25 protein-coding genes are annotated in these 23,216 nt (G+C 37.1%); 13 read left to right on the top strand and 12 right to left on the bottom strand.

Annotation, left to right across the window (positions count from 1 at the left end; all coding sequences use genetic code 11):
• Nucleotides 1-87: 87 nt before the first annotated feature.
• Nucleotides 88-1,134: an FUSC family protein gene (locus BTN98_RS15565; RefSeq protein ID WP_061000686.1), complete on the top strand. Its 1,047-nt coding sequence runs from the start codon at nucleotides 88-90 to the stop codon at nucleotides 1,132-1,134.
• Between the two features lie 9 nt (nucleotides 1,135-1,143).
• On the opposite strand, the gene BTN98_RS15560 is transcribed toward BTN98_RS15565, so the two are convergent.
• Both BTN98_RS15560 and BTN98_RS15555 read right to left on the bottom strand, forming a co-directional pair.
• A complete protein-coding gene (locus BTN98_RS15560; RefSeq protein WP_087820357.1) occupies nucleotides 1,144-1,479 on the bottom strand; it encodes a c-type cytochrome in 336 nt (111 codons plus the stop codon).
• Between the two features lie 150 nt (nucleotides 1,480-1,629).
• The gene (locus BTN98_RS15555; RefSeq protein ID WP_105030035.1) at nucleotides 1,630-2,601 is read right to left on the bottom strand and encodes a DNA ligase; all 972 of its coding nucleotides are present in this window, start codon (nucleotides 2,599-2,601) and stop codon (nucleotides 1,630-1,632) included.
• Between the two features lie 286 nt (nucleotides 2,602-2,887).
• On the opposite strand from BTN98_RS15555, the gene BTN98_RS15550 reads away from it, so the two are divergent.
• A complete protein-coding gene (locus BTN98_RS15550; protein ID WP_061000683.1) occupies nucleotides 2,888-3,946 on the top strand; it encodes a PTS sugar transporter subunit IIC in 1,059 nt (352 codons plus the stop codon).
• Between the two features lie 19 nt (nucleotides 3,947-3,965).
• Here BTN98_RS15550 and BTN98_RS15545 read toward each other — a convergent pair whose 3' ends face one another.
• Nucleotides 3,966-4,469, bottom strand: coding sequence for a hypothetical protein (locus BTN98_RS15545; RefSeq protein ID WP_061000682.1), 504 nt, complete (start codon nucleotides 4,467-4,469; stop codon nucleotides 3,966-3,968).
• A gap of 297 nt (nucleotides 4,470-4,766) precedes the next feature.
• Between BTN98_RS15545 and BTN98_RS15540 the strand changes: the two genes are divergently transcribed.
• Complete coding sequence (locus tag BTN98_RS15540) at nucleotides 4,767-5,480, top strand: hypothetical protein (protein WP_061000680.1); 714 nt, start codon at nucleotides 4,767-4,769, stop codon at nucleotides 5,478-5,480.
• A gap of 77 nt (nucleotides 5,481-5,557) precedes the next feature.
• On the opposite strand, the gene BTN98_RS15535 is transcribed toward BTN98_RS15540, so the two are convergent.
• The gene (locus BTN98_RS15535) at nucleotides 5,558-7,030 is read right to left on the bottom strand and encodes an FAD-dependent oxidoreductase (RefSeq protein WP_061000678.1); all 1,473 of its coding nucleotides are present in this window, start codon (nucleotides 7,028-7,030) and stop codon (nucleotides 5,558-5,560) included.
• A gap of 561 nt (nucleotides 7,031-7,591) precedes the next feature.
• Between BTN98_RS15535 and BTN98_RS15530 the strand changes: the two genes are divergently transcribed.
• The 4 genes from BTN98_RS15530 (at nucleotide 7,592) to BTN98_RS15515 (ending at nucleotide 10,679) form a co-directional block, all read left to right on the top strand.
• Nucleotides 7,592-8,635 carry an OmpA family protein gene (locus BTN98_RS15530; protein WP_061000676.1) on the top strand — a complete coding sequence of 348 codons (1,044 nt, stop codon included), beginning with the start codon at nucleotides 7,592-7,594 and terminating at the stop codon, nucleotides 8,633-8,635.
• A 203-nt stretch (nucleotides 8,636-8,838) separates the two neighbouring features.
• Nucleotides 8,839-9,267: a hotdog fold thioesterase gene (locus tag BTN98_RS15525; protein ID WP_061000674.1), complete on the top strand. Its 429-nt coding sequence runs from the start codon at nucleotides 8,839-8,841 to the stop codon at nucleotides 9,265-9,267.
• A gap of 5 nt (nucleotides 9,268-9,272) precedes the next feature.
• Complete coding sequence (locus tag BTN98_RS15520) at nucleotides 9,273-9,509, top strand: DUF3389 domain-containing protein (protein ID WP_061000672.1); 237 nt, start codon at nucleotides 9,273-9,275, stop codon at nucleotides 9,507-9,509.
• Nucleotides 9,510-9,680: 171 nt separating this feature from the next.
• On the top strand, nucleotides 9,681-10,679 hold the full coding sequence (locus BTN98_RS15515; protein ID WP_061000692.1) for an outer membrane beta-barrel protein: 999 nt from the start codon (nucleotides 9,681-9,683) through the stop codon (nucleotides 10,677-10,679).
• A gap of 96 nt (nucleotides 10,680-10,775) precedes the next feature.
• On the opposite strand, the gene rodA is transcribed toward BTN98_RS15515, so the two are convergent.
• Complete coding sequence (rodA, locus tag BTN98_RS15510) at nucleotides 10,776-11,867, bottom strand: rod shape-determining protein RodA (RefSeq protein WP_061000670.1); 1,092 nt, start codon at nucleotides 11,865-11,867, stop codon at nucleotides 10,776-10,778.
• Nucleotides 11,868-12,122: 255 nt separating this feature from the next.
• Between rodA and BTN98_RS15505 the strand changes: the two genes are divergently transcribed.
• A complete protein-coding gene (locus BTN98_RS15505) occupies nucleotides 12,123-13,028 on the top strand; it encodes an ROK family protein (protein WP_061000668.1) in 906 nt (301 codons plus the stop codon).
• 72 nt (nucleotides 13,029-13,100) lie between these two features.
• On the opposite strand, the gene BTN98_RS15500 is transcribed toward BTN98_RS15505, so the two are convergent.
• The 4 genes from BTN98_RS15500 to BTN98_RS15485 form a co-directional block, all read right to left on the bottom strand.
• Complete coding sequence (locus BTN98_RS15500; RefSeq protein WP_197432893.1) at nucleotides 13,101-14,261, bottom strand: MFS transporter; 1,161 nt, start codon at nucleotides 14,259-14,261, stop codon at nucleotides 13,101-13,103.
• A 554-nt stretch (nucleotides 14,262-14,815) separates the two neighbouring features.
• Complete coding sequence (gene ylqF / locus BTN98_RS15495; RefSeq protein WP_061000665.1) at nucleotides 14,816-15,772, bottom strand: ribosome biogenesis GTPase YlqF; 957 nt, start codon at nucleotides 15,770-15,772, stop codon at nucleotides 14,816-14,818.
• Nucleotides 15,773-16,032: 260 nt separating this feature from the next.
• Entirely contained in the window at nucleotides 16,033-16,548 is a 516-nt protein-coding gene (locus BTN98_RS15490; protein ID WP_061000664.1) for a macro domain-containing protein, read from the bottom strand.
• Nucleotides 16,548-17,396 (bottom strand): hypothetical protein, encoded by an 849-nt coding sequence (locus BTN98_RS15485; protein WP_105030033.1) that lies wholly within the window; start codon nucleotides 17,394-17,396, stop codon nucleotides 16,548-16,550. Before BTN98_RS15485 ends, BTN98_RS15490 begins: the two co-directional genes overlap by 1 nt.
• Nucleotides 17,397-17,928: 532 nt before the next feature.
• On the opposite strand from BTN98_RS15485, the gene BTN98_RS15480 reads away from it, so the two are divergent.
• The gene (locus BTN98_RS15480; RefSeq protein ID WP_061000660.1) at nucleotides 17,929-18,594 is read left to right on the top strand and encodes an inovirus Gp2 family protein; all 666 of its coding nucleotides are present in this window, start codon (nucleotides 17,929-17,931) and stop codon (nucleotides 18,592-18,594) included.
• Between the two features lie 72 nt (nucleotides 18,595-18,666).
• On the opposite strand, the gene BTN98_RS15475 is transcribed toward BTN98_RS15480, so the two are convergent.
• The 3 genes from BTN98_RS15475 to radC form a co-directional block, all read right to left on the bottom strand.
• The gene (locus BTN98_RS15475) at nucleotides 18,667-19,116 is read right to left on the bottom strand and encodes a DUF2787 domain-containing protein (protein ID WP_061000658.1); all 450 of its coding nucleotides are present in this window, start codon (nucleotides 19,114-19,116) and stop codon (nucleotides 18,667-18,669) included.
• Nucleotides 19,117-19,178: 62 nt separating this feature from the next.
• Entirely contained in the window at nucleotides 19,179-19,604 is a 426-nt protein-coding gene (locus BTN98_RS15470; RefSeq protein ID WP_061000656.1) for a DUF2787 family protein, read from the bottom strand.
• Nucleotides 19,601-20,071, bottom strand: coding sequence for a RadC family protein (radC, locus tag BTN98_RS15465; protein ID WP_058119145.1), 471 nt, complete (start codon nucleotides 20,069-20,071; stop codon nucleotides 19,601-19,603). Before radC ends, BTN98_RS15470 begins: the two co-directional genes overlap by 4 nt.
• A gap of 178 nt (nucleotides 20,072-20,249) precedes the next feature.
• On the opposite strand from radC, the gene BTN98_RS15460 reads away from it, so the two are divergent.
• From BTN98_RS15460 to BTN98_RS20390, 4 genes are all read left to right on the top strand, one after another.
• Nucleotides 20,250-20,426 (top strand): AlpA family transcriptional regulator, encoded by a 177-nt coding sequence (locus tag BTN98_RS15460; RefSeq protein ID WP_061000654.1) that lies wholly within the window; start codon nucleotides 20,250-20,252, stop codon nucleotides 20,424-20,426.
• 125 nt (nucleotides 20,427-20,551) lie between these two features.
• A complete protein-coding gene (csm6, locus tag BTN98_RS15455) occupies nucleotides 20,552-21,694 on the top strand; it encodes a CRISPR-associated ring nuclease Csm6 (RefSeq protein WP_061000652.1) in 1,143 nt (380 codons plus the stop codon).
• Nucleotides 21,695-21,805: 111 nt separating this feature from the next.
• On the top strand, nucleotides 21,806-22,138 hold the full coding sequence (locus BTN98_RS15450) for a hypothetical protein (protein ID WP_061000650.1): 333 nt from the start codon (nucleotides 21,806-21,808) through the stop codon (nucleotides 22,136-22,138).
• A gap of 293 nt (nucleotides 22,139-22,431) precedes the next feature.
• Nucleotides 22,432-23,216, top strand: a 785-nt coding sequence (locus BTN98_RS20390) for an STY4851/ECs_5259 family protein (protein ID WP_205853518.1), incomplete at its 3' end; no start/stop codon positions are given.

Below are 23,216 nucleotides of genomic sequence, written 5' to 3'. Positions count from 1 at the left end.
AGCGTTTATGTGGCTGGTTATCTTAAAAGGGGTATGGTATTTGTATCAACCTATCCATAGTAAACATTGGTGTGGTTACACTTCTAAATGAAAGCCTTACATCTCAAAATTATTAAGTACATGCGCCTATTTCATGTATTACGTATTATTAGCGCCTGTATTATTGCTTTTTCTATCGATATATTTTTTAAGATTCCTTACGCAACTTGGGCACCGATTACGATCATCGTAGTGATGTCAGCTAAGTATTCTGGTGAAGTATCAGATAAAGCCAGTCAGCGAATCTTGGGAACGACAATCGGGGCTATTCTCGGTTTATCACTGTATTTTTTTCCAAGTGATAATGTCTATTGGCACTATGGATTATTAGTGGCAATGCTGAGTGTGTCACTTTACTTTACGCTTGGTAAATATTCATACAGCGCTATTTTAACATCTGTCACTTTAGTATTAGTTGCCGGTAGTGGCCCCGGGGATTTACATATCGCATTATGGCGTACTACCAATGTGCTGTGGGGCGGATTAGTAGCAATTATCGCGAGCCAATATTTATTTCCAGCCAAAGCCACTGATCATTTTAAATTAGCCTGTGGTGATTTTTTACGTTTGTTTCATCAAAACTATTCTGAACATAATGCGTTGGTAAACAGTGATGATGCTTATCGTGAAGTTCAGCTAGTAAAATTGCGTCAAACACTTAATAAGATCACGGCATTAGAGTCGAGTATTGGTCACGAGACACCAGAGATGAAGCTATCAGTCAAAAAGGCGATTGCTTGTCAGGTGAGAATGTTTAATTTGCTGGAGAATATCGTTCAAACCCAGTGGCGACATCAATACAGCAAAGAAAAAGTGCAGGAAATACGGGCATTATCAAAAGCTAAAGAGCAATTATCTCAAATGTGTGAATTATTGGGTGAGGATTTACTGGACTTAGAAAACCCACTTATAGTACTCAATAAAAAACAGTTAGAGATATTAGCCCTATATCCGAAATTATCAGCAAGTGTTGATAGCCGTACTGATATTAGTTACTACGGCTATTTATGGCTTAATCGAGAATTGGCACGTCAGGTAGCAGAGCTTTCTGAGTGGTTGTGCCAATTTGAAACGATTAAAAACGATCTACTTTAATGTAAGCCGTTATTTCATTGCCGAATAATAAGCCGCAATATCTGCCAGATCTTGTGAATTAAGGTTTTGTAATTGTCCCTTCATCATCGTTGCCATCGGGCCTGTTCGAGTGCCATTAGTATAGGCAGCCATCGCATCATACAAGTATTGCTGCTGTTGACCGGCAAGGTTAGGGTAGCTTGGTTGTGATGCGATGCCATTACTGCCATGACAAAAACGGCAACTTGGCGTTTTGAGTTCACCCTTAGTGGCATCACCTTTAGGCATTGCGTTAGCGTGACTACTGAGACCAACAGTAAGCACAATAGCGGTTGTTAGAATGCGAGAAATGTTTAATAGCGTCATGATTAATAGTCCATTATAAATGTAGATATATGATCGTATAGTAAAGGCATACGATAACTAATCAATGACTTGAAGTTGGTTTTTGTTTGAATAATGTAACAATAAATGTCGTATATAATGACATTTTTGCTCTCTGGCTTGCTGATGACGTTAGCTATCAGGTGTATTTCTTATGCGTACAAAACGTGCAAAACGAGGAATTCCTCGGTCGGTATAGCCGTTATAACGATATTGAATGGTTGAACCAATAGCTGGAGGTGACAGCCGTTGTTGATCATTAAAGCCTGAGCCTATTTTAAAGGTATTATTTGTTGCTGTTTTCACCCATACCGCACCCATCATTCCTTGATATTTTCCATTCCCTTCTTCATAGCCAATAATAATTGCTTCGGCGTCTTGGTGGTTTTTAAGCTTTAACAAATGTTCAGTACGACCAGCAGTATACTTATTTAATTTATGATGCAGCATTAAGCCTTCACCATCATGACTGCTGACTATATCTAACCATTGGACTAAGATTGCCAAATTATCGAGAGATTTATGCTCAACCCATTGTAGGTGATTGATTGGTCGATGATTATGATCCCGTTGTTGGTCAATCAATGTTTGTAACTGACGATAGCGTTGTTCAAAGGGGGCTGTGTTATGTGGAAGATCAAACACCATGTAATTAACCCGTTGCCACGCTTCATGGTTAGGGGTGGCATCAAGCACAATACGTGTTAATGCTTGAAATTGACCGCGTTCAATCCACAGTTCACCATCAAGCGGCACTGGCGGGAAATCAGCATAAAACCAGCTTGGCGCATGGATTATTTTACCTGTTTTTGTCAGTAACTGGTTACCATTCCAATAAGCACGAATACCATCTAGCTTTTCACTGACTAAATAATCCGCAATGGTAAAATTGTCGTGGATTTGACTATCATCACTGTAATGAACGGCATTGAGTTGATCACTTGGTAAGCTTTTAGCCAGCATCAATGACAGCTGTTCTGCAGTAACTGGAAAACTGAGTGAAAGGCTAACTAATGCAGCAATTGAGGTTAATCGCTTACTAACATATTGAAAATTTTGCGTATCATGAGAATTGGAACATGGTTGGAATGGTAATGATGACATGTTATCGATCCCTCGTGAACATTAAGTTATAACAGTAATTAAAGGGGCTAAGTGGGTAAATTATAGTGGTCTATTTTTAGCTGTATTTGTGCCAAAGGTGGAATTACAGAATGTGAATCAAGTTACGGTTACATTATTTATGTGTTTGAGGTGCTAAATAAGAATTAAGTATGTTGATTATCAATATAGTCAAGATGCTAAAAAAGGGTTATTTATTGACTGTATTTATAGGCGGGCTAAGGTAAACTTTCGTCATTATTGAGCTTTTCATACGGTATTTGCTGTAATGCAACCTTCTTTATCCGGCTTTTTTTCTCGCGTTAACACGTTTTTAGTGTCTAAAAATATTAAGATTTCGTTTCATTGTTATTTTATCCATGCCATGAGTTTTATGGCACTCGGTTTGTTCTCTTCGTTGTTAATTGGTTCAATTCTAAACACTATCGGTATTAAGTTTTCAATCCCGTTACTGAGTGATGTTTTGTGGCCGATTGCAAAACAAATGACAGGACCAGCTATTGGTGTAGCGATAGCTTATGCACTAAAAGCGCCACCATTAGTATTATTTTCATCCACTATTGCTGGTGCTGCCGGGGCGGCAATGGGAGGGCCTGTTGGTGCATTTGTTGCGACTATTTGTGCTGTTGAGTGCGGTAAAGTTGTTGCAGGGGAAACCAAGGTGGATATTTTAGTGACGCCAGCAGTTACGGTGTTAGTTGGTGTCTTTATTGGTAGTTGGATTGGGCCATTGGTCGGTGCTGTTATGACCCAATTTGGTCAATTAATTATGTCGACGACTCAATTGCAACCATTGCTGATGGGCGCATTGGTAGCGGTACTAATGGGCATGGCATTAACCTTACCTATTAGCAGTGCTGCGATTGCAATTATGTTGAGCTTAAATGGCTTGGCTGCTGGGGCTGCGACTGTTGGCTGTGCAGCACAAATGGTTGGTTTTGCTGTTATGAGTTATCGCGTTAACGGCTGGGCGGGCATATTTGCTCAGGGGTTAGGCACATCTATGTTACAAATGCCTAATATTGTTAAGAATTATAAAATATGGATTCCGCCGATTATTGCTTCAGCTGTGCTTGGACCTATCGCGACGGTGGTATTTCATATGGAAAATACGCCTCTTGGCGCAGGTATGGGAACATCAGGTTTAGTGGGGCAAATACAAACGTTGATTGCGATGGAACAACCAGGTGTGAGTAGTGGCTATATATATGGCTTAATAGTGCTGATGCATTTTGTTTTACCCGCTCTGATCACACTTATTATTGCTTATATAATGCGCCGTCAAGGCTGGATCAAAGACAGTGATCTGATTCTAAAATTAAGCTAGCAGTGGTTATTGGTTATGACTAACGCTTAGCAAGGGTCGATATTTGTTGTTCTGCACAGCGAAAAAAGGCATCGGCTTGGCGTTGGCTAGCAATAAAAGTAAAAGGTTTCAGTCCCTCAAGGTGTAATGTGGTGCGATAGCTGTGGGTCTTAAATGCTTGAGTAAAACGTTGAGGGCTAAAATTATCGTTGGCAATGGTGGCGGTATAAATCGCTGTTTGGTTATCAAGCCGTTTAAATAAGTTGTGGTCGACAATATAGTCAAAGGATGGATGTTGTTCGATATTATCCATTGAATGCTGGCTTAATTCACCTCGAGATGGCGCTTGAAGATCATTGAGATGGTAAATTTTAACATCAAAGTTATTATGCTTATCTGTAGACATGGTGAGAACAGTATTCTCTGGTAAATGTTGTTCTTTTACTGTGAGTGTACATTTAGTTTCTGTCTGACTATAGGTAGAGTTCTCAAGTAAAGGCAGCGAAAATGCTGAAACAGTTAAGGCAATCAGTGATGTGATCATAAACATACCTATATATTTTGCGGTGTATTGAAGTATTGAAATCCGTTAAATTAATCCTAGTGTGGTTGAGCAATATTTATGGACTAATATCACAATATATTATGGTTGAAACACATTATTAGAATTGAGAATTGGCAAGGGATTGATGCGAATTAACTAATAATTAAGATCTTTTTAAAACAATAAAAGATTATTTGATGCAAAATTAACAATCTATCATGAGGAAAGTGATAATTTCATAGATAGATAAAACTATTAGTGATTCTTAATCCAATAAATAAAATGGAGAAAGTGATTATGTCTACTAAGTCGACGAGTAAAAACCCTTTGTTGTTATCTCTTTTAGCGCTCATCGCTGGTGGTGCAATTGGTTATGGTGTGGGAATGAAAGTAGAGCAGAACAGTAGCGCACCTAGCCTACAAGCTTGTCAGCAACAACTGCAGTCTCAAACAGATCAGCTTCAGCATAGCACTGAACAATATCAAGCATTAGTAACTAAAAATGAACAGCAGCAACAACAGTTAACTCAAGCAACAACAGAGTTAGCGACAATGACTGCATTAGCAGAAAAACAAAAAAAGGACTTTGCAAAACAACTGGCATCTTTGGCACAAAAAAAGCAGCAGTTATCTGTAAGTCAACAAAAATTAGAAGTGACGAAAAAGAAACTAAATACTGAAGTTGTTAAGTTAAAAACCACCACTAATAAACAGCAAGTGGTGATTGATAAGTCGCAGCAGTATTTTAAACGTCAAGCTGAGATGAAAGCCAATGTGGAAGCAACTCAAGCACAAATTGTTGAATTAACCAAAACAACGAAAGGCTTTAAAAAGACCTGTGACGAGTTTAAATCTGGCAATAGTTGGAATTGGGTATCACAAAAAGATTGTGATAATTATGAACAACAATTGGGATTATTAAAGACCCAACAAGCAACGTTAGTTTCTCAGCAACAGGCTTTAACGGCGATTAATAAAGAAATAGGTAATAAAGAAATAAGCAAAAAATAATGTTTATTGTTGTTACTAAATAAAATAAAAATAGCTGCAATTGCAGCTATTTTTGTATTAGTTATCGTAGTATGTATCTAGTGACCAATTGGACGCGCAAGTGAGGTTGGAAAACCACGCTCTGCTGCTAATTTTTCAGCATAACTAACGATTTCATTGAGGCTTAATTGCTGAGCCACAGGAAATGCGTTTTCACGGGTTTGCGGTGGTGGTGACTGAATTAAATTCAATGCTGCCAGTTGTTCAATGATCGCATCAGCTACAGATAATGCCGATGAGGCTTTAACAATTTCAGAGCGCGCATAGCGTTGATGAGAATAAGAAACATCAGCGGCACGTAAAGTTGGATCATTCCCTGGAATTTGCTGAGCACCAAATAAAGGTTTACCACCCACCGTCGCTTGATCAAAGTGATTAACAAACTGTGCCATATGGTTAATGGCGCGTTGAGTGCGCTGTTCTATTTCTTGTTGCGTCCAATGTTGCTGCAACTTCTCTTTAAAAGATGCATCTAATTGTGGTTGAGCACTATTGCCATTGGATGCTACTAAGCCATTCTTAAACAAGGTAATATCTTGTGTCATACCGTGAAGTTGGAAGAAACCGTCAGGGTAAGGTGTTAGTTGAGCCATACCATTAGGCGTGCCACGTTCACCATGAAAAATAACTTCTGGCCATTGTGCATCACATTGTGACCAATGGGCAACATAGGCCGCTTTAAATTCCACCATTCGTTGACGGGGAATATGTGCTAAATCATCAATCGTTCCAGTACGATAGCCGCCAGCGTTAACTAAGTAATCGACATTAATCTGTTGTTGATGATTAGTCGCGTCTTGGCTGCTAACTTGCCAACCATTAGGTAGCTCAGCTAACGACGTTACTTTAGTATTGGTATTAACGTGACAATGGGGCAGCCTTTGTAGGGCAAGTGCCAATGTTGCGGCAATTCTAAAAACACTTAGGCCATATTCCTGGACCATGACTAATGGGTATTTAAACTGATCTAAATTAATCGATTTAGCTACCGGGATCATCCACTGATCGGGCGTTAAAGGCTGTTGAGGATTATCTTGTAATGCTAGACGTTCTAAATCACTGCGTTGATACAGTTTAAAATAATCATTTGGATTTCCTAACACACAATTTTTCGCATCGTCTGCAACCAGAGCTTGGTAAGTTTGCTGTAATAAAGTTAATCGAGGTAATAAATCATCAGGATGGCCAGCGTCATTGCAAGGGATCGCAATAACAGTTGGTCGAATATTTGAGGTGTGCTGGTAAACGCGCAATGTATCAATAGATTGTTTAAGTAGCGTTATACATTGTTGATCTGAGATCTCACGATAAAGATTACCGCCAGCATGTAAATGACAAATAGGCGGACCATTTACGAGACTTTTCCCTTCTTCAAACAACTGAACATTTACACCTTGTTCAGCTAATCGAAGTGCAATAGTCGATCCCGCTATACCGCCACCAATAATACCTACCGTAATCGGCGAATCAGCGATAAGCAGGGATGTCGTTTTACTTTCAATTAAATTCATAATGCTTGAACACGTCAATCAGCTAAAAAAAATAAAAGGGTTTATGCGCTAAAGGTATATGCAATAAATCCCTTGAATGCATGAGTAAACTTATTTTACGTTGTAATAAGATAAAGAGAAATAGCCGTTAATTAAAATCCAATTAAAAGCGGAAAAGTACTATTTTTCTCATGGATGGTTTGATTGATCAGTATGTTGAATTCTTTATAAGTATTTGTTGGTTTTTGGTATGTGTTTTAGATGGTGCTTTATGCATATTTAACATATAGATTCTTGCTTATAATTTTTTTTATGAATGTTTTGTATTCTTTTTAAAAATAATTCACGTGTTTTATTGAATAAATATAGTAAGTGTTGTTTTTATTTAGTTGTTTTATTTCAATTACTTATGTTTTTCATTGGATGCTATTATTTATTTATTATGGATTTTTATTTTTTCTTTTGCTAAATTGCATCAAGTTTTTTGAACTTAAATGTAAAAGTGTGGTCACGGATTACATTTCTATGTTGGAATGTCGATAAAACAGCAGTAGTGGTAATAAGTATAATAAAGGATAAGTAATGTCTAAAATGAATCTAGTAGTTTTACCTCTTGCACTTCTTGTTTCTGGTGCAGTAAACGCAGCAACAGTAAATCCATACTATGTGGGTGCTCGTGCTGGTGGTGTTCATTACGCTGATTTCGATGCGAAAACAGGTAATGATCATTGGAACCCAAGCCAATCAAAGTCTATTGATAAAGATGATTTTGCTGGTGGTGTATTTATGGGTTACAACGTAACACCATGGTTTGCTGTTGAGACAGGTTATACTTGGCTAGGCGAAGCAACGCTAAAAGGCGATAACGCACATAACGAGAAAATTGAACAGCAAGCAATCGATCTTGTTGGTAAATTTACTTACCAAGCAACCGATGCCTTAGATCTATACACTAAAGTCGGTGGTGCATGGCAGTTCTCTCATTACAAAAATAAAGCAACAGGTGTGTCAGATCGTGATGATAGCCTAGTCGCTACTGCTGGTCTTGGTGCTGAATATCACTTCACAAACAACCTTTCTGCTCGTGCTGAATACCAGTACTACCACGATATGGAAGTGAAACCTGCTGATACTAAAATCAACTGGGATGCACACTACTACGGTGTGAGCCTTGTATACGGTTGGGGCGCACCAGCGGCAGTTGCTCCTGTTGTTGCTGAAGTTGTTGAAGCTACAACTATTCAACTAGAGCCGATTTCTGCTGAAATGCCATTCGCATTTGATAGCAACAAACTATCTGCAGCAGATAAGCAACGCCTAGAGCCAATCGCACAACGTCTTGTGAACTTCCCTGAAGCACAACTTGTTGTTATTGGTCACACAGATAGCACTGGTGCTGAAGCATACAACCAGAAGCTATCTGAGCAACGTGCACTTACTGTTGCTACATACTTAACTAAGCACTTCAACATTGATCCTAGCCGTGTATCTGCGGAAGGTCGTGGTGAACTAGATCCTGCAGCATCAAACGATACTTCAGAAGGTCGTGCTCAAAACCGTCGTGCAGATGTAACGACTCCTGGTTTTGAAATTGAACAAGAAGCTGTAGCGGCTGTTGCTCAATAAGTATTACTTAAATGTATTTTTAAAAGCGCCTAGTTGGCGCTTTTTTTTCATCTGTTAGTTGTTAACTGCAGCATATTGACTAAGCCATAACGACGATTGCTGTTGATAATCGGAGTATTTTTTTCTGACTTAGCTTGAGAGTGATATCATAATACTATTTAGCAACCGTAGGTGTTATACCTAATAACTAACCAGAGAATATTATGGCGATTTGGCAACGACCGTTTACGTTAGCACTTTTTAATCAGACCTCTAAAAATACCTTAGTTGAACATTTAGGTATTAAATATGTTGCGTTTGATGATTCATCGTTGTCTGCAACTATGCCAGTGGATTGTCGTACTCATCAACCATTAGGTATGTTACATGGTGGCGCATCTGTTGTTTTAGCAGAAACATTAGGTTCATTAGCGGCTAATTTTGCAGTAACCACTGATTATTACTGTGTGGGTTTAGATATTAATGCTAACCATATTCGCGCTGTACGTAGCGGCGTGGTGACAGGAAAGGCAACCCCATTGCATCTTGGTGCGACAACGCAAGTATGGCAGATTGAAATTCGTGATGAACGTCAGCGACTCGTTTGTACCAGTCGTTTAACGATGGCCGTTTTAAAACATAAAAAGCAGTAAATACAATGATCATTACTTTTTCTCAAGGAAAAATTATTGCAACTCAACATGAAGTTGTTATTCGAATCGAAGGCGATTGCCGAATCATGATGCAAGCACAAGTTGACGAATTAACCTTAATTGGTGGTGCCAATGTGATCACCGCTGTTGGTAGTGGTTTAAATTGGTCAGTGAAATTAGATACTGATGATCAAATGCAGCAGTTAGCCGCTGAAATAGGAATTGCAATTACGCATTACTGATTATTTGATCTATTGCTGGTATTTTGCGATTGAATCTTGATGTTAATCATCACTGAATAGTTTTATTTTTATTTAATTATGACAAATAAATACTATTTTGGCATTATTGGTGATTGTGCAGTTAATTGCATCGAAAATATATCTAATATTAATCATTATAAAGTAAATAGTATGTCTAAAAAATATTTTGCGCTGTTACCGCTTGCTGTTCTTATTTCTGGCGTTGCTCATGCAGCACCTGCTAATCCTTATTATGTTGGTGTTCGTGTAGGTGATGCTAACTATTCACACTTTGAACAGAATGGCCATACCTCTAACCTTGGTTTGAAACAAAACGATCTGGGTGCAGGTATTTTTGCTGGTTATAATATTACGCCATGGTTTGCTGTTGAGACTGGTTATACGTGGCTAGGTGATGCGCAGATTAATCATCAAAATATTAAACAACATGCGTTTGATTTAACTGGTAAGGCAACATGGCATCTAAATGATAGCTGGGGCTTATTTGCCAAAGCGGGCGGCAGTTACATGCTAACGGCTTACCATGGCAATGGTGTTAGTGATACAGATGATCATGTTGTAGGTACTGTGGGTGCGGGTGTTGAATATCAATTAACCGATCACCTGTCTACACGTCTTGAATACCAGTATTACCATGATTTAACCTCAAAACCTCGTGGTACTGATTTAAGCTATAAATTTGATACTAACTTCTATGGTTTAAGCTTGGTTTACAATTGGGGAGCGAAGCCTGTTGTCGTTGATACGATTGCGCCTGCAATGGCACAAACAGTAACGATCGAGCCATCAACATTATCATTAGGTTATGGTGTTAATCAGTATAAATTAACCGCTGATAATGAAAAAGCACTGCAACCTATGAAGCAGCGTTTAACCCGTTATCCTAACGCTACCGTTGTTGTAACAGGCTATACGTCTAATACAGGTACAGCGGCTTATAACCAAACATTATCTGAAAAGCGTGCTAATGCTGTTGCTTCTGAATTAGCAAAATATGTTGCAGATCCTGCACAAGTTACTGCGCAAGGTATGGGTGAACAACATCCTGTAGCTAGCAATGATACTGCTGAAGGACGCGCACAGAATCGCCGTGTAGAAATTACATCTCCTGCGTTAAAGATTGCGACAGAAGCCGCTTCTGAGCGTTAATCTGACCTTGATGTCATATTGTAAATAATAAAAAGCCAATCATGCAAATAATAACCATGATTGCTTTTTGATATCGTTTTTTGAAACTAGAAAGGGTTATTTACTTGGTGCACAAATAGACTTTTTGCGTAAACATAATGACATTATCATGCCAAAGATTGCTCCTTGAGTAATAATGGCAGAACCACCATAGCTAAAGAAAGGTAACGGACTTCCCATTACAGGTAACACGCCACTCACCATGCCAATATTAATAAAGCTATATAAAAAGAAGCTAAGTGCAAAAGAGGCACTGACTAAGCGCGCAAACGGTGATTCCGATTGATTAGCTAACCAAATAACACGAAAGGTCATAAAAGCGTAAACCCCTAATAACAGTACGCTGCCCCAATAGCCCCATTCTTCAGCGAAGGTTGAGAAAATAAAGTCAGTATGGCTTTCAGGTATAAAGCCCAAATTACCTTGAGTGGCATCTGTCCAACCTTTACCGCGCAAGCCTCCAGAACCAATTGCAATTTTTGATTGAATGATTTGATAACCCGAGCCAAGCGGATCCGATTCTGGATTAAGAAATTGCAGTACACGTTTTTTTTGGTAAGTTGCCATTACAAAATACCAAGCAAGAGGAATAGTAACACCAACAATGCCTAACACTGTTGATATTAACCTCCAACTCATGCCAGCATAATAAAGTACAAATAACGCATATAAAATGGTAAAGATAGCACCATCAAGATCAGGCTGAATAAAAATAAGCCCAGCAGGAATCGCTGTTATCATCAAACAAATCAGCACTTTTTTAAGTGTTGGACGTCCTGCTTCTGCAATTAAAATCCACGCCATCATTAACGGCACAGCTACTTTTACCAGTTCAGATGGCTGGAAACGAATCGGCCCAAGTGCTAACCAGCGTTGTGAACCGTTGGTACTGTCACCGCTAACAAAAACACCAAGTAATAAAATTACCGTTAGCATAAATAAATAGGGTGTATAACGTTGATAAGTGGCTGGCGCGATTGAAGACATCACAATTAATGCACCAATAGCTAGCATGCCACGAATGAGATGACGCTCAATGATGGGTACACTAAAGCTGCTTGCACTCCATACGGTTAATGAACTAAATGTAATCAAAAGGAGAATTGATATACAAAGAGGCATATCAAGATAAGGACGGTATTTATTCATTTAGTACTACTGTAAGCCACGCGAAATTGCGCATCGATAAAAAGTACCGCTACTTTAAAATATTATTGCTTCGCTACAAGAGATATTTTGCAAGAAAATGTATTTCTGTTGCAGTGAGCTAATAAATGCATAATTTTTGCGTTTAAATAGCCTTAATTTTAAATATTATCGAGTGAATTTTCGGCAAGATCGCAGAACTTACTCCTATGCCTCAAGTATACTAATTCGAAATAATAAAATAGCAGTGGAGTGACAATGGATCGTTATTATTGGGGTGTTGATTTAGGCGGTACCAAAATTGAGTGTGCAGTGATTGAACGTAGCACTGATACTTGTGTAGTACGAGAGCGTATCGCAACAGAAAGCGATCAAGGCTATGATCATATTTTAAATCAAATTGAGATATTGATTAACCACTGTGCTGAGCAATTAGGACAACGACCTCAAGCTATTGGGTTTGGTACACCGGGTACGTTAGATCCTCACTATGGCGTGATGAAAAATTGTAATTCAACCGCGCTTAATGGCAAACCGCTTGATAAAGATCTGACCAAACGACTTGGCGCCAAGGTGGTGTTAGCTAACGATGCCAATTGTTTCGCATTAGCAGAAGCACACTTTGGGGCTGCAAAACGAGTCAAACCCAATGCAGAAGTGGTGTTTGGGATCATTATGGGTACTGGAGTGGGCTCTGGTATTGTCGTTAATGGTAAAGGATTATATGGCTGTCATGGTATTGCCGGTGAGTGGGGCCACAATGTAATCGAACCTAACGGTGCGCCTTGTTATTGTGGTCAATCAGGCTGTTTAGAAACCGTGATTTCAGGCAAAGGATTAGAACGGTTTTATTTTGAACAAACAGGAAAAGCACTCTCATTGCCTGAGATTGTTGAATTAGCGGCTGATAAGGAACCTCATGCACAAGCAACCTTGACAAGAATGTCGCATTACTTTGGAATTGCAGCGGCGCAGATCATCAATGTATTAGATCCTGATGTGATTGTTATTGGTGGTGGTGTGGGAAATATTGATGCGTTATATCAACATGCTAAAGCGGCGATTTTACCACATCTCTTTAATGGTGAGCTCAATACTCAAATAGTGAAGCCAGATTTGGGCGACAGTGCGGGTGTTTTTGGTGCTGCGGCATTAGTAAAATAAACGTTGCTTAGAATAGTAAAAAGGCACAACGGTATTAACCATTGTGCCTTTTTTATCAATATCGAATCGTTATTAACTGGCCAATACTTGTGGCTTGCGTTGCAAACTAGCAATTAACATATAAATGGCTGTCGCAAGCAGTACGATAAAGAAGAAATCCATCAAACCATTTTGCTCACTCATGAAGCTGTTAGCACCAATAGGACCTAATGCCGAGCCGATACTGTAACTAAATAGCATTACTTGCGTAGCTGCAACAATATATGATGAATCTAAATTATCACACGCTAACGTGATTGCAATTGGATAAAGAGCAAATGCAGACATACCTAGTAATGCCAATGCACTGATTAATACTACGTAATCTGTTGATAAATAAGTTAGACCCATTGCAAAAACACCAAGTAATGACATTAATGCAAGTAATAACGTCTTACTCATTACAGTAGAAAGCTTACTAATAATAGGCTGAATAACCATACCGCCAAGAATAATAGCAGCCATTAGTACACCAACCTGATTGGTAGAAAGCGAGCTAGCTTTAAGCGCTAACGGCATTAAACCATAAATGCTTCCCATTACCACGCCTGATGTAATACAACCAATGATCGCAGGCTTACTTAAACGTGTAATTTGCTTAAGTGATAGAACTTGATGACCATGACTATCAGGCTGACCTTGTTTAATAAACAATGGCGGTAAAATAGCAATGAATAATAGTGCTAAGATAACGACGAAAGGTACAAAACCTTGCACGCCAAAGTAACCAACAGCAAGTTGACCGATAGTTGTGCCGCCGTATAAAGACGTCATGTAAAAACCAAGACGTTTAGCACGCTCTTTTGCACTATCACCAATCAATAGCCATGACTCAACCACCACAAAAATACCCGCTACTGCCATACCTGCTACTAAACGTGCAAATAGCCATAGTTCTTTATGTGGAAAGAAAGGCAATACAGCAACCGTTGCTGCTAATAATGTGAGAAAGCTAATAAAGGCAATACGGTGACCTATTTTGGCAATAATAGGTTCAATCATTAATGAGCCAATTAATAAGCCAATATAATAGATACTCGCTAACCAACTTGCATAACTACTATCAATATTAAAGTTTGCTAATGATAGCGGGATCAAGCTCATTAGGTAGCCTGAAGCAATTGCAAATACAGTTAGTCCTGCAACTGGCACAAGCATGCCGTTGCTTTGGTGACAAGTAGTGGTTTGTTGCACTACCGTACTCTCCACATAAATTCGGTTTAGAATATCTGTCTCTTTTAATAAAAGGAGTAACCCTGAAAGAGTATCAAACCCATCAACCAGAAAGGCTAATAAGCTAGAAGAGACAGTGCTGTTTAGGTTTGCTTTCGACTGAAAACGGAGCGATTATTCACGCAACTGAGGTGGGAGTAAAATGAGAAAAACTAATCCGAAATGATATTTTTAATTATAATGTTGCTGATAGAAAAAAAATGATTAGAGTTATGTTTAATCCAATGCATTCAATAGAGTGGTTTCAAGGTGAAATTATCGTTTATTTAATGAGTTACAATGATTGTGCAGGTGAATAAATCAATTAATAACAACAAATTCGTTAGTGTTGTAATTGAGTTTAATGATTAATTTTTGGGTATTTAAGAAGAAAAAAATTAATGATGACCAATAAAATTTTTTCTTAATGGACGGTATTTATTGATTGTTCAAAAAAAGTCACTCCATCAGATATAAATTAATAAATAGATGGAAGTGACTATTAAAACTTATGTAAAAAAATATTGTTTTATTAATTAACGTTTATTTTTAAGGTAACGCTTGCGACGCTCTTCTTTCTTCTTAATTTTTTCTTCAGTTTTACGTTCTTCAGCAATCGCAACATTAATCAGCTCTTCAGTGATCATCTCTGGATGCTCAAGAGTAATGTTACCCAAAGTACCATTACGTAATTCATTAATTAAAATAACTGACGTTTTGTGTAAATCCACACGACCGCCGCCTTTTAAACAACCACGCTTGCGACCGATCGCTTCTATTAGTTCAATTTCAGAGTCAGGAAGGTCATCATCAAGGTTATAACGTGATTTAATTAATTCTGGGTAAGCCTTAATAAGGTACTCAATAGTAAAGAAGCCAACATCAATGTAATCCATGGCAGTATCTTTAATCGCACCTGTTGCCGCTAAACGAAAACCACTGTGCGGGTTTTCCACTTTCGGCCATAAAATTCCTGGTGTATCAGAAAGTAAAATACCATTATCTAAATTAATGCGTTGCTGTTGACGAGTAACTGCAGGTTGGTTACCTGTAATGGCAACAGTACGACCTGCTAGCGCATTAATGATGGTTGATTTACCAACGTTAGGAATACCCATGATCATAGTACGAATTTTTTTACCGGCTTCTTCACGCTGTGGCGCAAGCTTACGGCATAAATCCATGATCTGGTTTACTTCGTTTAAATTCTCGGTAGTGATCGCAATTGCTTTTACACCTTGTTCTTTTTCAAGGTGATTGATCCAAAGTTGGGTCATTTCAGGATCAGCTAAATCACGCTTGTTAAGTACTTTAACAACCGGTTTGCCATCATTAGTTTCACGGAATGATTTGATCAGTGGGTTTTCACTACTAAAAGGAATACGGGCATCTAGCACTTCGATGATCACATCGACTTTTGGCATTGCCTCTTCAATTTCTTTACGGGCTTTGTGCATATGGCCCGGGAACCACTGGATACTCTGACTACTCATTTGATTTATATACTCTTTATTTTTGCTAGTAGCCCCATGGGGTACATCAGGGGGTACTAAAAACTTTTGTAAAAGATAGCAGTGGACATCATTTTCTATCCACATTGGTAATGCTGCTATCGCTTACATACAAATACTTATCACTGAGTTTACCATAACTGTTAGGGGATGCTTGCCCGTTAATGTATTTAGACTCTATAGCACGGTAAGCATGGCTAGTTATTGTTCAGTAGCTATTCCCTATGGTTATTGCTCAGCTGCTATTGCTCAGTCGCAGTTAAGGCTTGTTGCCAGATATTAACCAAGCTTTGATCAAATAAGTAAAAGCTAATATCGAGTTGTTTAAATGCAGCCTCATTACAGACGTTAATTGCAATGGTAGCTGCTTGTGCTGGTGGATAACGATAAATGCCGCACGAGATAGCAGGGAAGGCAATAGACTGGCACTGGTGGCTAATAGCCAGTTGCAGAGAATGTCGATAAGCGTTTTCTAATGTGAGTGCCGGATTTTTATGGCCGTAATACATTGGTCCAACAGTATGAATAATATATTTAGCATTCAGTTCTCCCGCTTCAGTAATACGAGCTTCGCCAACAGGACAACGGATGCCATTTATTTCAGGAACCTCATAACACGCTTTTAATAAAGCAGGTCCAGCAGCACGATGTATTGCACCATCAACGCCTCCACCACCTAACATGCGAGAATTAGCAGCATTAACAATAGCATCTGATATAGCGGTTGTTATATCACCAGTAATAATCTTGATTGTCATTATTTTACTCCTAGCTCAAGTATTTTATTGTTGATAAGTGATTCTAGAATATGATTTTTAGGTACACCTTGAAGATCAGATAATAAAGATAATTGTTGAATAGCTTTTTCTGAAAGATTAAATGAACATTGCTTCTTTCCTACTTGTTTATCTCTGAATTTTTTCTGAGAATAGGCTTTTTTAATTGATTGGATAAAAAGTTTTTTAGTATCAGGAAGGCAAATCAAGCTATCAAATAATAAGATAAACTTATAATAATCACTCTCAACTTTAACGTCTGATATCATGAAAAAGGAGAGGTTATTTTTTTGTGAGTATTCATTAATATAATTAATGGCCCAAGTACATAAATCTGGGTTGTTTTTATTGATCCAGCTAAAATCATCAACGGTTTCGATATCATGCCAGTCATTGTTTATATTGTTTAATATTTGAATTTTGTCTGTCTTTGTGACTGCGACTAAATCAAAAAAATCTATAATAATATCTTTCTTTTCTTTAGTTGAAATAGGTGTTTTGTTTAATTTAAAAAAATCTAAAATATCAATAGTGTTAGTATCTGTTTGTTGTTGAACTGATAATGGAGTTATGTTTTTAAATTGCTTTGTCAAACTAGAACTTAACATGAAAATATTTCTAGAGGAGAGTATTTTAACCCATAGCCAATTTATATATCTTTCATTACCAAATTTCAATGAATGTATTTGTTCTTCATTAAGTAAGTGTTGTGTAGATGTTAAGTTAATAGCATTAATTATATTATTTTTATCTGGCTTGTATTTATCTAATAATTGCAAAGCTATATCTTTCGTTTTTTTATAATCATTTGGTCTTTCAAAAAAAAACATTGAAAGATTTACAAATATATCCCCAGCAAAAAGTAGCTTCTCTTTTGTTTCTTATATTTAAAGTCATAATATCAAATCCTATATTTCTACTATGTAGTATTTATAGTGATTTTACAGTGTATTTAAAGATGATTTTGTGATGGTTTTAGCATAAATTTATTGGCGATTTATAGTAATCATATGCGACTGGTTCTTTGTGGATACTGGGGCTGGGGCAGATACAAAGTTGGGATATCTCCAGAGTAACACAGTTATGGAGTTACCGTCACTAAGGTTGACATTGTTCTCGGTAGCTTCGATGTTTTTAATTAGCTTATTTGTCTGTATGTTAATACTAGTATATTTAATAGTAAGGAATGTATAAGTGAACTAATAACACTAATACTTAAAGTACTATCAATAACTAGAATTATATTTATTGAAATATGAATGGAACGGTTACTAATACCTGTAATGTAAGAGGTAGTGATATTGGTTAAATAATAAATTACGCATGTTGTCTCTCTTATGTAATTACTAACGGAGATAAAACATGAATAACTATTTACAACAATCAAACCAAAATACAAACCCTACATATATGGGACTTGCTATCATTCCTGGTTATACGATGATAGATGACTACTTAGCTAAAATTAAAATAGTATTAGATAAAGCTATTACAGAACACCCTAGAACTTTTGTCGTTCGATTTGATTTACATTTACCAATACAACCTAATTGTGTTGATATGCCAAATGTATATGACTCTACTGTTATATCGAGATTTATTGAGTCATTTAAAGCTCATGTTAAATATGATCTTATTGCCAAGCAAAGAGAAGGCAAAAGAGTACATGACTGTACAATCAGATATATATGGTCGAAAGAAAAAAATGAATCACAGCAAGCACATTATCATGTGGCACTATTATTAAACCATGATACCTATTTTACACTGGGTAATTATGATGGTAGTGGTAATAACCTAGCATCTAAGGTTTATTCAGCCTGGGCGAGTGCACTTGCTATCGAATATTTTTCAATTAGTCGTTATGTTCATTTTCCGCAAGATACACCTACCTATTGTGTGAACATTAATAGTTCAACCTATATTAACGATTATAATCGAGTGTTTTATCGCTTAAGTTATTTAGCTAAAATAGAAACGAAGGTATTTGGTACAAAAGAAAAGAGTTTTGGTTATAGCTTAAAGTAATCAATAAGTGTTTTTTTTAAGGTAATATGTGTTTGAGAATAAGAGCCCGTTCTGGGCTCTTATTTTTTATGCTTATAGTGTTATTTTTATTTGATCGTAAGCGTCCATATCAACATAAGCTAAGAAGTTACCCTCCCATAGTTGATATAACTCTTTTGCATCTTGCTGGTGGGTTTTAAGCGATAACCAGCCACTATAAGAAGTAAACCAACAATTATTACTAATATCGAAATCCATGCTTCTTTCTAACTCAGGGTAATAATTTCCGAAGTACGCAAACTCAGTAATATATTCAATATTCCATTCTCCTGATGATTGTTGATTAATAGCAATTTCAACCGGACGGAATCCACCATTTTCAGCATTATAGCTAGTGTCTCTAAAATTGAAGGTATAGCGATCTGCTGATTGTTGATTGAGTTGTGTTGCTTGAGTGAGATAGTCGCATAGCGTTTGATTCAGTAGTGATTTAAGCTTATTTGAAACAGGCAATAGAGTAGGTGTAAATAAAATTACAGACATAATGAAGCCTCCTGTGGCGACAAGATATTGGTTGTGAAATAGGTATTAAAACTAGATAAGAATTAGCGCAGAACAGTTAGGCTAATATCATCGAATTGCTTGTATTGAATGTGACGCAGAAAAGCTGCGATCCAAGTATGGAACAGATCCATAACGGCTGGATGAAGCAGATCACAACGGCCACCAGCGTCAGGCTGATAACACCAGTGGTTGATTAAGTGCAAATATAATTCAACATCGACAGATTTATGATGCGTGTTGATAAATGAAAAACTAGCAATAAATACCACTAGCCATTGATCACCATTTTTCTTGAGTTGTATTTCTACCGGGTGGAGTCCTTGTTTGGTTTGATAATAATCTAACGCCCTATAATTTATTACTAAGCGTGTTGCTTGAACGGGGATCGTATAACAGCTTAATAGCTTTTCAAGGTGACGGTGTAATGCGAGTGGCAATTGTAATTCGCCATAGTGTTGTTCAATCATAAATACCCCCGTTCAGCAAAAGAGACACATGTTTCTCCCACTACAAAATGATCAAGTACACGAATATCAATCAGTGCTAACGCATCTCTGAGTTTTTGCGTGATGTGTTTATCAGCATTAGACGGCTCAGCGATTCCTGATGGATGGTTATGAGCAAAGATCACCGCAGCAGCATTGCAGTTAAACGCCACTTTCACCACCTCCCTTGGATACACGCTTGCCGCATCAATGGTGCCAAAGAACAGTTCTTGGTATTCAATTAACCGATGCTGGTTATCTAGCAGTAATACCGCAAACACTTCACGTTCATAGCCTGCCATTTTGTATTGTAGAAAATCTTTTGTTGCTTGCGGATTGGTAAATACATCACCACGTAAATATCGGTTAGCCACAATCTCTGCGGCTTTTTCTAATACTTGATCTGCTGTCATTGGAGTATGAACAACATAGTCGTTTGGTTTGTGCATAGCCTTGATTCCTTATGCTTAATGGGCTTCTACACAAGGATGATATGTGTTTGAAATTTCTTTGATTTCGGATTTATGAGGGCAGTGAGGTAAGACGGAATGGTGGAAGCTGGTAGGCATAATTAAAAAATACGGATTCCGCCAATTTGATGAATGAAACAACTTAAAGGAATTCATCATGAGATTCATCCGCTTAAAAGAAGTCATGCACGTAACAGGTTTAGGCCGTTCAAGTATTTATAACTACATGGCAGAAGGGCGCTTTCCTAAAACGGTATCGTTAGGTGGCAGAGCTGTGGCTTGGGTTGAGAGTGAAATAACAGATTGGATGCTAGAGAGAGTGTCAGGACGATAATAATTATTGCTGATATAAATATTCCATTAAAAATATTAGAAGTTGTATCTTGAGAATACATATCTTTAGATATATGCAATTAATTGTTTTAAACTAAGACTACATTTTAATGGTGTAGTAACGTGATGAAAAATATCCTCTTATCGACAACAGGCGCCAGTCCTCAGGTTCTAACCGAAACACTTTATTCTATTTATCAAAGTAGGCGCCCATTTCCGAATGAAGTGTATGTGATAACAACAAAAAGTTGTTACGATTCTTTAGTTAATGGTTTGTTTCGTGATGGTCATTTACAAGCATTAAAAGACGAATATGCTCTTCCTGATTTTGTGTTCAATGAAAGTCATATTTGCTTGATTGAAGATGAGAATGGTAAGCAAATTGATGATGCCAAATCTGTTGAAGATCAAACGTCAATGGCAAATTTTATTACACGTAAAGTGTATGAAATAACCGAAGACAACAATACTGCGATTCATGCATCACTTGCTGGTGGACGTAAGACAATGGCATTTTATTTTGGTTATGCAATGTCAATGTTTGGTCGTGAGCAAGATACCTTAAGCCATGTCTTTGTCGATGACCAATATGAGTTTGTACGTGATTTCTGGTACCCGACTAAACAATCTAAGTGGGTGACAGGAAAACATGGTCAAGGTGAAATAGATCTTAGCCAAGCAAAAGTGACATTAGCTGAAATTCCCTTTGTACGCATGCGAACATCAATAGAGCCTAGTTTATTTTCCTCGTTGGCAAACCAATCATTTAGTCAAACGGTTGGTATGCTTAATGCGAGTAATCATCAACAGCTAAATATCACAATCGATAAATCTGCAAAACTAATCTCTACATTAGGCGTTGATATAAAGTTTACAGCCAAAGAGATGGCTTTTTATATTTGGCTTTTTAATAAAGGTGAAGAAGGTTTACTTGTTGATCGTTATTTTGATGAAAACATCGCACATAGTATTAGTTTTCTTGAAACATATAGTCGTGTTGCGACTGATCCTCGTATATTTAATAGCTTTAAGACAACTCCAGAAGATTTTAATGAAGGTAAATATTCAACTATAACAGGGATGGGAAAGGCGTTTCTTCAACCAATATGTTCAACAATAAATACTAAATTAAGAAATAAATTACCGTTACAAGTTGCTGATAAATTAGAAATTAGGTCAGTACCTGAAAGCACCGAACAACGTTATTCTGTTGCATTAACAAATAGTGATTGTCAAATTCAATGGGTCAAATTCAAATCAGTTAATTAATTTAATCGAAGTAAGTTAATAAAACGCTAACTTATTTTGTAAGCTTATGAAAATATATTTTTAATCCTATGTATTATTCTCTTTATGTACTTTAAATAAATGAGGTGATATATGAAAATGGCTTTGATTACTCGCTTAACAACATTATTTGGTGAACCAACGCGTAAAACAAAAAAACTAGTTTCTTGGACGATTACACCTAGTTTTGGTATTGCCGTTCAAATTGATAGTCCTTCTCATAATGAATTTGCTTGGCTATGGGTACCCGCAAGCACTCAAGCATTAGATACATTACAGGTTGAAAAATATTATTATGCAGAAGATAAAGGGCGTCATAGTAATACGTATCAGGTATCAAGTTTAGAAAAAGGCGTAGCAGTCGTTCGTATTAAAATCATTAATAATAGTGAAATGAATGATTTTATAACCCTTATTGGTGAATAATTAACTTGATAATTTACAGCGTGTTAGGTTTGTTTTATATATGAAGGGAATATTAAATCTAATGTTTGTTAATTGAGATAGTTATCATGATTTAGATATCAATAGGAAGGTATAATTTCATAGTGTTTTGCTAGGTGTAAAGTTTACTTTTTATTCGATTATATTTTGCTTATAAAAGCTAATGAAAAGATATAAAGGTATTAGGAGAAGTATGGAGGGTTAGGCATCAAATTAACATGGCTGTAAATTAACCTTGATATTCAAAATGCAATCATATAAGGAAGAATATATAAATGATGCCAAATCCACTATACCAGCTACTCCAAGAAGTATTTACTAAAAATGGTCATACTATGCCAACGGGGAAACCTTTATATTCTTATCGCTGTACAGATCGACAGTATAAGTCTCTTGAGGAATCACTTATTAAATTAGGTAAATTCATGTCTTATGGCAAGAAGGCTCCTATTTATGTTCATGAGGCTTTTTGTTTGTATGCTGCGGAGTGGGTAAGACGTAATCATACTACTGGTCATGTTCGTTGGACAGATATTACAAGCTCCTTACAGTGGTCTCAAATATCTAATTCATCATTAACTTATCTTACTGAAAAAGGTCTAACATTTTGGCAACGACCTTTGCGAGTTAAAGGTAATAATCCTGCGTATCTTCTTACGTTAATATTAGAGGGCGGGTTACCTTTAAAAATGATGATTAACAATAAAGGTACGTTAGTTGATTACTTTAAAAAGGTTCTTTCTGGGGTTCGTAAGAATACAAATTCTCAACTATGTGCAGCAGATATCGCAGAGCAACTTGAAGATTATTTACCCAGTTCATTAAGAAATGATGTGGTCTTTACTTTGGCAGGTGAAATTTGTGAGAAGTTAAATTTCTTTGCTAAGAATGCGGAGGCATATAACAATGATATTGTTGATAAAATTAGGTTATCTTCTCCATTATGGTATACACAATTACCTGTTGTATTAAGTGAAAAAGATGCAGAAGAATTAGCAAAAGCTGTATTTAGCATTGATGAAAAAGGCACATCATATCGCACAACATTAAAGATCCAACT

This window comes from Photobacterium aquimaris (assembly GCF_002954455.1).
Classification (GTDB): Bacteria; Pseudomonadota; Gammaproteobacteria; order Enterobacterales; family Vibrionaceae; genus Photobacterium; species Photobacterium aquimaris.
The sequence above is the reverse complement of the archived record's forward strand: the minus strand, read 5'-3'. Positions and strand labels throughout refer to the sequence as shown.

What these genes read in the sequence shown, in the direction of transcription:
- BTN98_RS15565 (WP_061000686.1), top strand. Translation starts at nt 88, where the DNA reads ATGAAAGCCTTACATCTCAAAATTATTAAGTACATGCGCCTATTTCAT.
- BTN98_RS15560 (WP_087820357.1), bottom strand. Translation starts at nt 1,479, where the DNA reads ATGACGCTATTAAACATTTCTCGCATTCTAACAACCGCTATTGTGCTT.
- BTN98_RS15555 (WP_105030035.1), bottom strand. Translation starts at nt 2,601, where the DNA reads ATGTCATCATTACCATTCCAACCATGTTCCAATTCTCATGATACGCAA.
- BTN98_RS15550 (WP_061000683.1), top strand. Translation starts at nt 2,888, where the DNA reads ATGCAACCTTCTTTATCCGGCTTTTTTTCTCGCGTTAACACGTTTTTA.
- BTN98_RS15545 (WP_061000682.1), bottom strand. Translation starts at nt 4,469, where the DNA reads ATGATCACATCACTGATTGCCTTAACTGTTTCAGCATTTTCGCTGCCT.
- BTN98_RS15540 (WP_061000680.1), top strand. Translation starts at nt 4,767, where the DNA reads ATGTCTACTAAGTCGACGAGTAAAAACCCTTTGTTGTTATCTCTTTTA.
- BTN98_RS15535 (WP_061000678.1), bottom strand. Translation starts at nt 7,030, where the DNA reads ATGAATTTAATTGAAAGTAAAACGACATCCCTGCTTATCGCTGATTCG.
- BTN98_RS15530 (WP_061000676.1), top strand. Translation starts at nt 7,592, where the DNA reads ATGTCTAAAATGAATCTAGTAGTTTTACCTCTTGCACTTCTTGTTTCT.
- BTN98_RS15525 (WP_061000674.1), top strand. Translation starts at nt 8,839, where the DNA reads ATGGCGATTTGGCAACGACCGTTTACGTTAGCACTTTTTAATCAGACC.
- BTN98_RS15520 (WP_061000672.1), top strand. Translation starts at nt 9,273, where the DNA reads ATGATCATTACTTTTTCTCAAGGAAAAATTATTGCAACTCAACATGAA.
- BTN98_RS15515 (WP_061000692.1), top strand. Translation starts at nt 9,681, where the DNA reads ATGTCTAAAAAATATTTTGCGCTGTTACCGCTTGCTGTTCTTATTTCT.
- rodA (WP_061000670.1), bottom strand. Translation starts at nt 11,867, where the DNA reads ATGAATAAATACCGTCCTTATCTTGATATGCCTCTTTGTATATCAATT.
- BTN98_RS15505 (WP_061000668.1), top strand. Translation starts at nt 12,123, where the DNA reads ATGGATCGTTATTATTGGGGTGTTGATTTAGGCGGTACCAAAATTGAG.
- ylqF (WP_061000665.1), bottom strand. Translation starts at nt 15,772, where the DNA reads ATGAGTAGTCAGAGTATCCAGTGGTTCCCGGGCCATATGCACAAAGCC.
- BTN98_RS15490 (WP_061000664.1), bottom strand. Translation starts at nt 16,548, where the DNA reads ATGACAATCAAGATTATTACTGGTGATATAACAACCGCTATATCAGAT.
- BTN98_RS15485 (WP_105030033.1), bottom strand. Translation starts at nt 17,396, where the DNA reads ATGTTTTTTTTTGAAAGACCAAATGATTATAAAAAAACGAAAGATATA.
- BTN98_RS15480 (WP_061000660.1), top strand. Translation starts at nt 17,929, where the DNA reads ATGAATAACTATTTACAACAATCAAACCAAAATACAAACCCTACATAT.
- BTN98_RS15475 (WP_061000658.1), bottom strand. Translation starts at nt 19,116, where the DNA reads ATGTCTGTAATTTTATTTACACCTACTCTATTGCCTGTTTCAAATAAG.
- BTN98_RS15470 (WP_061000656.1), bottom strand. Translation starts at nt 19,604, where the DNA reads ATGATTGAACAACACTATGGCGAATTACAATTGCCACTCGCATTACAC.
- radC (WP_058119145.1), bottom strand. Translation starts at nt 20,071, where the DNA reads ATGCACAAACCAAACGACTATGTTGTTCATACTCCAATGACAGCAGAT.
- BTN98_RS15460 (WP_061000654.1), top strand. Translation starts at nt 20,250, where the DNA reads ATGAGATTCATCCGCTTAAAAGAAGTCATGCACGTAACAGGTTTAGGC.
- csm6 (WP_061000652.1), top strand. Translation starts at nt 20,552, where the DNA reads ATGAAAAATATCCTCTTATCGACAACAGGCGCCAGTCCTCAGGTTCTA.
- BTN98_RS15450 (WP_061000650.1), top strand. Translation starts at nt 21,806, where the DNA reads ATGAAAATGGCTTTGATTACTCGCTTAACAACATTATTTGGTGAACCA.